At 32.1% G+C, this 7,907-nt stretch carries 7 protein-coding genes; all 7 read left to right on the forward strand.

The window, feature by feature from the left end; genetic code table 11:
• Positions 1-162: 162 nt before the first annotated feature.
• On the forward strand, positions 163-1,395 hold the full coding sequence (locus tag VN21_RS04425) for a CaiB/BaiF CoA transferase family protein (protein WP_046822232.1): 1,233 nt from the start codon (positions 163-165) through the stop codon (positions 1,393-1,395).
• Between the two features lie 21 nt (positions 1,396-1,416).
• Entirely contained in the window at positions 1,417-2,193 is a 777-nt protein-coding gene (locus VN21_RS04430) for an acyl-CoA dehydratase activase (RefSeq protein WP_021430301.1), read from the forward strand.
• An 18-nt stretch (positions 2,194-2,211) separates the two neighbouring features.
• Complete coding sequence (gene hadB, locus VN21_RS04435) at positions 2,212-3,438, forward strand: (R)-2-hydroxyisocaproyl-CoA dehydratase subunit alpha (protein WP_152650769.1); 1,227 nt, start codon at positions 2,212-2,214, stop codon at positions 3,436-3,438.
• A complete protein-coding gene (gene hadC, locus VN21_RS04440; protein WP_046822234.1) occupies positions 3,438-4,565 on the forward strand; it encodes a (R)-2-hydroxyisocaproyl-CoA dehydratase subunit beta in 1,128 nt (375 codons plus the stop codon). Before hadB ends, hadC begins: the two co-directional genes overlap by 1 nt.
• 135 nt (positions 4,566-4,700) lie before the next feature.
• Positions 4,701-5,834: a putative isocaproyl-CoA dehydrogenase AcdB gene (gene acdB, locus VN21_RS04445; protein WP_046822235.1), complete on the forward strand. Its 1,134-nt coding sequence runs from the start codon at positions 4,701-4,703 to the stop codon at positions 5,832-5,834.
• A gap of 48 nt (positions 5,835-5,882) precedes the next feature.
• Positions 5,883-6,668, forward strand: a complete 786-nt coding sequence (gene etfB, locus VN21_RS04450) for an electron transfer flavoprotein subunit beta (protein WP_021430126.1) — start codon at positions 5,883-5,885, stop codon at positions 6,666-6,668.
• A 13-nt stretch (positions 6,669-6,681) separates the two neighbouring features.
• The gene (locus VN21_RS04455) at positions 6,682-7,734 is read left to right on the forward strand and encodes an electron transfer flavoprotein subunit alpha/FixB family protein (RefSeq protein ID WP_046822236.1); all 1,053 of its coding nucleotides are present in this window, start codon (positions 6,682-6,684) and stop codon (positions 7,732-7,734) included.
• The last annotated feature ends 173 nt before the right edge of the window (positions 7,735-7,907 follow it).

The following is a 7,907-nucleotide window of genomic DNA, read 5'->3' on the forward strand; positions in this document are numbered from 1 at the left end:
CTATTTCATTAAAAATATAAATCTTGGCACGATAAATGCTTAACAAAATAAATAGCAAAATAAAATTTTATCTCAAAGTTTTTTAAAACTTATTTTTAGAATTATTAATTATCAAATTAAATTAAATATTATATGATGTTTATAATTATAGGAGGTTGAGTTATGGATAATAAAGCATTACTAAAAGGTGTTAGGGTTGTTGAATTATCAAGTTTCGTAGCAGCTCCTTGCTGCGCCAAACTACTTGGAGATTGGGGCGCAGAAGTAATTAAGATAGAGCCACTTGGTGGAGATGGAATAAGAGTTATGGGTGGAACTTTCAAATCTCCATGTACAGATGAAGAAAATCCAATGTTTGAATTAGAAAATGGAAATAAAAAAGGTATAAGCGTAAATGTAAAAACAAAAGAGGGAGTAGAAATAATTCATAAGCTTTTAGCTAAAGCTGATATATTTATTACTAATGTTAGAGAACAAGCTCTTTCAAAAATAGGTCTTACTTATGAGCAATTAAAAGATGAATTCCCTGCTCTTATACATGCTCATATACTTGGATATGGAGAAAATGGACCATTAAAAGATAAACCGGGATTTGACTATACAGCATATTTTGCAAGAGGTGGAGTGAGTCAATCTCTTATGGAGAAAGGAACTTCTCCATGTAATACAGCAGCAGCATTTGGAGATCACTATGCAGGAGTTTCATTAACGGCAGGTATATTAGCAGCTCTTTATAAAAAACAAATGACAGGTGAAGGGGATAGAGTAACAGTAAGTTTATACCATACAGCACTTTATGGAATGGGAATGATGATTACTACAGCTCAATATGGAAATACAATGCCTATATCAAGAGCTAAGCCAAATAGTCCACTTATGACCACTTATAAATGTAAAGATGGTAAATGGATACAACTTGCATTAATTCAATATAATAAATGGCTTCCAAAATTCTGTAACGTTATAAATAGACCAGAAATAATGGAAGATGAAAGATTCAATGATATAAAAGTAATGCCATTACATGTTGATGAAATGGTTGAAATAGTTGCAGAAGCAATGCTTGAAAAAACATTAGATGAATGGTCAGCATTATTAGAAGAAGCAGACCTTCCATTTGAAAAAGTTCAAAGTTGTGAAGATATACTTAAAGATGAGCAAGCTTGGGCAAACGATTTTCTATTTAAAACTAAATATGCAAATGGAAATGAAGGTGTGTTAGTAAACGGACCAGTTAAGTTTAAAACTATGGGAATAAAAGAATATACACCAGCTCCAAGAGTAGGAGAACATACAGAAGAAGTTCTTAAAGAGTTAGGTTATACAGAAGAAGAAATATTAAATATGGTTAACTCTCAAGCTGTTAAGTTAGATGATTCAAAAGAGCTAGTTTAGAGATAAAAAGGGGCGCTCAAAATGTACACAATGGGATTAGATATAGGGTCAACTGCATCTAAAGGACTTATTTTAAAAGATGGAAAAGAAATAGTAGCTTACTCTACAATATCTTCAGGAACTGGAACTAGCGGGCCTGCTAGAGTTCTTGAAGATTTGTACAAAAAGCTTAATATAAAAGGTTCTGATATTCAAAATACTGTAGTAACTGGTTATGGGCGTATGAAATACGCTGAAACTCATAAACAAATAAGTGAATTAAGTTGTCATACTAAGGGTGTAAAATTTTTAGTACCTACAGCTAGAACAGTAATAGATATCGGAGGGCAAGATGCTAAAGCACTTAAGTTAGATAATAATGGGGTTATGTTAAACTTCCTAATGAACGATAAATGTGCAGCAGGTACTGGTAGATTTTTAGATGTTATGGCAAAAATCGTTGAAGTGGATGTATCTGATCTTGGAGATATATCAATGAGATCTCAAAATGAAGTATCCATAAGTAATACATGCACAGTTTTTGCAGAATCAGAAGTTATATCACATTTATCAAATGATATAGCTATAGAGGACATAGTTGCAGGAATACATACTTCAGTTGCTAAAAGGGTTGCCAGTTTGGTAAAGCGACTTGGAGTCAAAGAGGATGTAGTTATGGTTGGTGGAGTTGCTAAAAATTCAGGCGTCGTTAAAGCTATGGAAAGAGAGTTAGGGACTAATATAATAGTTCCTGAGATACCTCAACTTACAGGGGCCTTAGGAGCAGCTATATATGCCTACAATGAAACAAAAAAATAATAGTAAAGAGGGATGAAAATGTCTGAAAAAAAAGATGCTAGAACAGTGATAAATGAGCTCTTAGCTCAACAGTATGCAAATGCTTTTAAAGCTAAAGAAGAAGGTAGACCTGTTGGTTGGTCAACTTCAGTATTTCCTCAAGAATTAGCAGAGGTATTTGATTTAAATTTATGTTATCCAGAAAACCAAGCAGCAGGAGTAGCTGCAAAGAAAGAGTCATTAGATTTATGCGAAAGATCAGAAGCTCAAGGATATTCTATAGATTTATGTGCTTACGCTAGAACAAATTTTGGGTTTTTAGAAAAAGGAAAAAGTGATACTTTAGATATGCCAAAGCCAGACTTTTTACTATGTTGCAACAATATATGTAACCAAGTAATAAAATGGTATGAAAATATATCAAAAGAATTAAATATACCTATGATAATGATAGATTTACCTTTCAATGATGAAGATCATGTTACAGATGAAAGGGTTGAATATATAAAAGCTCAATTCCAAGAAGCTATAACACAACTTGAAAAAATATCAGGCAAAAAATTTGATCCTAAAAAGTTTGAAGATGTAATGAAGACATCTGCTGAAAATGGTAGACTTTGGAAATACTCAATGAGTTTACCTGAAGGTTCAGATCCATCTCCAATGAATGGATTTGATTTATTCACTTATATGGCAGTAATAGTTTGTGCAAGAGGTAAAAAGGAAACTACAGAAGCATTTAAACTTTTAATAGATGAATTAGAAGAAAATAAGAAAAATAAAGTCTCTACATTTAGAGGAGAAGAAAAATATAGAATAATGATGGAAGGAATTCCTTGTTGGCCTTATATAGGATATAAAATGAAAACACTAGCTAAATATGGAGTTAATATGACAGGTAGTGTTTACCCACATGCATGGGCTCTTCAATATGAAGTTAATGATTTAGATGGAATGGCAAGAGCTTATAGTGGAATGTTCAATAATGTTAACTTAGATCAAATGACAGAGTTTAGAGTTAACTCATTAAGAGATGGTAAATGTGATGGAGCTTTCTATCATATGAATAGAAGCTGTAAGCTTATGAGTTTAATTCAGTATGAAATGCAAAGAAAAACTGAAGAAATTACAGGAATACCATCAGCTGGTTTTGATGGAGACCAAGCAGATCCTAGAGGATTTACTAAGGCTCAATTTGAAACTAGAATACAAGGTCTAGTTGAAGTTATGGATGAGAGAAAAAATCTTAACAGAGGTGAAATATAATGGAAGCTATTTTAGCAAGAATGCAAGAAGTAATTGATAATCCAAATGAGGTTATCAAAAAATTTAAGAAAGATACTGGAAATAAGGCTATAGGATGTTTCCCAGTTTACTGTCCAGAAGAAATAATCCATGCAGCAGGAATGTTTCCTGTAGGTATATGGGGCGGACATACTGAATTAGATCTAGCAAAACAGTATTTTCCAGCATTTGCATGTTCAATAATGCAATCATCTCTAGAATATGGGCTTAAAGGAGCTTACAATGAACTTTCAGCTGTTATAATACCTGGAATGTGTGATACATTAATTTGCCTAGGTCAAAACTGGAAGGTAGCAGTTCCACAAGTACCTTATATAGCTTTAGTTTATCCGCAAAATAGAAAGCTAGACTCAGGGGTAACATACTTAGTTAATGAATTTAAACATGTAAAAAAAGAATTAGAAAAAATATGTGGGCATGAAATAACAGAAGAAAAATTACATGAAAGTATAGAAGTTTACAATGAACATAGAAGAGTAATGCAAGAGTTTGTAGCATTAGCTCCTAAATATTCAAAAACAATAAAACCTTCAGTAAGAAATTTAGTTATAAAAAGTGGATTCTTTATGAGAAAAGAGGAACATACTGATTTAGTTAAAAATCTTATATCTAAACTAAATAAAATGCAAGTTGAAGAATGTACAGGAAGGAAAGTTGTACTTACTGGTATATCACTGGACTCAAAAGATATCTTAGAGATATTAGAAGAAAATAATATAACAGTTATTGCAGATGATTTAGCTCAAGAATCTAGACAATTTAGAACTTTAGTTCCAGATGGAAAAGATGCTTTAGAAAGATTAGCAAGACAATGGTCAAATGTAGAAGGATGTTCATTAGCTTATGATCCAGATAAAAAACGTGGATCTATGATAGTAGATGAAGTAAAAGCTAATGGAGCAGATGGTGTAGTATTCTGTATGATGAAATTCTGTGATCCAGAGGAATATGATTATCCTGTAGTTAAAAAGGATATAGAATCAAGTAATATTCCTACATTATATATTGAAGTTGATCAACAGACATCAAATAATGAGCAAGTAAGAACTCGTGTGCAAGCCTTCTCTGAGATGCTTAGCTTCGCCTAAATTATATTTGTAACAAGCGAAATCTTTATATCTAATAAACTAAACAGATGCATTGATTATAGGAATTATTTCTAAAGATTTTGTTTTTAATAATATCTCATATCAAAAATTTTAGAATATAAAATGGAGGAGAATATGTTATTTAATAAAGAGAAAGAACTTTTAAGAAAAGCAGTAAGAGACTTCGTAAGTAGAGAATTGGCAACTTTACCAGAAGAAATTGATAAAACTGGGGAAATGCCAAGAGAATTATTAGACAAAATGGCTAAGGCAAAATATACAAGTGTCGCAATACCTGAACAATATGGGGGAGCAGGTGCCGATTATGTATCATATGCGATAATAATGGAAGAGCTTAGTAGAAGATGTGCATCTACTGGTACTTATGCAACTGCATCAGCATCTTTAGCATCACTTCCAATACTTAGTAATGGAACAGAAGAACAAAAACAAAAATATTTAAGAGGTCTAGCATCAGGTGAAATGATAGGGGCATTTGGTCTTACAGAACCAGGAGCAGGATCTGATGCTTCGGCACAACAAACAACAGCAGAACTTGATGGAGATCATTATATATTAAATGGAAGAAAAACTTTTATAACTAATGGACCTATATGTGACTTTGCTATAGTAATAGCAGTTACAGATAGATCAAAAGGTTTAAAAGGTACATCTGCATTTATAGTAGAAAGTAAATGGGAAGGATTCTCTGTTGGAGCTCATGAAGATAAAATGGGTATTAGAGGAACTCAAACTTCAGACTTAATATTTGAAAATGTTAAAGTACCGAAGGAAAATTTATTAGGAAAAGAAGGTATAGGATTTAAGATAGCTATGCAAACTCTTGATGCGGGTAGAATAGGTGTTGCAGCTCAAGCATTAGGTGTTGCTCAAGGGGCACTTGATGAAGCTATAAAATATACAAAAGAAAGAGTTCAATTCGGAAAACCGATTTCTAAATTCCAAAATACTCAATTTACTTTAGCTGATATGGAAACAAAAGTAAATGCAGCTAGATGGTTAGTTTATGATGCAGCTGAGAAGAAGGATGCAGGAGTAAATATGACTAAAGAATCTGCTATGGCTAAATACTATGCAGCTGAAATAGCAAATGAAGTTGCTTATAAAGCATTACAATTACATGGTGGATATGGATTTATAAAAGATTATCCAATCGAAAGAATATATAGAGATGCTAGAATAATGTCTATATATGAAGGTACATCAGAAGTTCAAAAAATGGTAATATCTTCGAGCATTTTAAAATAAATTAAACCTTTAAAAATATTTTATACTAGTTAAATGGAGGTAAAGACTTTGAAAATATTAGTTTGCGTTAAACAAGTTCCAGATACTAATGAAGTTAGAATAAATAAAGAGACAGGAACTCTTATAAGAGATGGTGTTCCAAGTATATTAAACCCTGATGATGCAAATGCATTAGAGCAGGCACTAAGATTAAAAGATGAACATGAAGGATCAAAAGTAACAGTAATAACTATGGGACCTCCTCAAGCAGACTTTATGCTTAGAGAGTGTTTGGCTATGGGTGCTGACGAAGCAATCCTTCTTAGTGATAGAGCATTTGGAGGAGCTGATACTTGGGCAACTTCAAATACAATAGCAGCAGGAATCAAAAAGGTAGGAGATTATGATATAGTATTTGCTGGAAGACAGGCTATAGATGGAGATACAGCTCAAGTTGGACCACAAATTGCTGAAAAACTTGATATACCTCAAGTTACATATGTGCAAGATTTCTCTATAGATGGGGATACAGTGACTGTACAAAGACAATTAGAGGATGGATACGAAGTAATTAAAGTAAAAAAACCTGTTCTTTTAACAGCTGTTAAAGAACTTAATGAACCAAGACATATGTCTGTTGATAAAATAGTAAAAGCATTTAAAACAGAAGTAAAAGTTTGGACTATAGACGATTTAGATGTAAATAGAGAAGAAGTAGGACTTAAAGCATCACCAACAAAAGTATTTAAATCATTTACACCAGATCCAAGAGGTAAAGGGGAAATACTTAAAGGTAATCCAGAAGATATTGTGAATACGGTACTAGTAGGACTAAAACAAAAGCACATTATATAAGTTGGAGGTTAAGATGAATACAAATATAAATACAAATATAAAAGATTTTAGCTCATACAAAAATGTTTGGGTGTTTGCAGAACAAAGAGAGGGTGTAATAACACCAGTTGTAATAGAATTACTTGGAGAAGGTAGAAAATTAGCTGATGAAATAGGTGTTAACCTATGTGCAATATTATTAGGTAAAAATGTAGATTCTATGGCTAAAGAATTAGTTGCTTATGGAGCAGATACAGTTTATACTGCAGATAATGAATTGTTAGAAAAATTCACAACTGATGCTTATACAAAAGTTATAACTGATGCAATAAATGAATTTAAACCAGAAATAGTACTTTATGGTGCTACTCATATAGGAAGAGACTTAGCTCCAAGAATAGCTTCAAGAGTAAGTACTGGTCTTACTGCAGATTGTACAAAACTTGAAATAGATCCAGATGATAAAAAGTTAAAACAAACTCGTCCAGCGTTTGGTGGTAATATAATGGCTACAATTATATGCCCTAACACTAGACCTCAAATGTCTACAGTTAGACCTGGAGTTATGGAAAAAGCAGAGAAAAATGATTCTAGGGATGGAAAAATAGTTCCTATATCATTTAACTTAAGTAAAGATGATATAAGAGTAGAAGTTATAAAAACTGTTAAAACTAAAAAAGATTTAGTATCTTTAACAGATGCAAATATAATAGTATCTGGAGGACTTGGAATGGGAGGTCCTGAAGGATTTGAAATGTTAAAACAATTAGCTGATAAATTAGGTGGAGTAGTAGGAGCATCACGTGCAGCTGTCGATGCTGGATGGATAGACCACTCTCATCAAGTTGGGCAAACAGGAACTACTGTTAAACCTAACCTTTATATAGCTTGTGGTATATCTGGGGCTATACAACATTTAGCAGGTATGCAAAACTCTGATTTTATTATAGCTATAAATAAAAATGAAACAGCTCCAATACTTGATATAGCAGATTATGGTATAGTAGGAGATGTTAAAGATATAGTTCCATTACTTACAGAAAAACTTGATAGTGTAGATGATTTAATCGAACTAGTTAATGCATAGATTTTATAAAATTAATCTAGTCGTAAAAACTTATATATTATAGTAAACCTAATCAAAATAATCCTTGTGTATAATGTGATTTAATATTATATACAAGGATTATTTAATTTAGCGTCTAAGTATATAATTAGGGCTAAATTTAATTAGTACCAATTACATAAAAATATAAAAAA

The sequence above is a fragment of the Paraclostridium benzoelyticum genome (assembly GCF_001006285.1).
GTDB lineage: Bacteria > Bacillota > Clostridia > Peptostreptococcales > Peptostreptococcaceae > Paraclostridium > Paraclostridium benzoelyticum.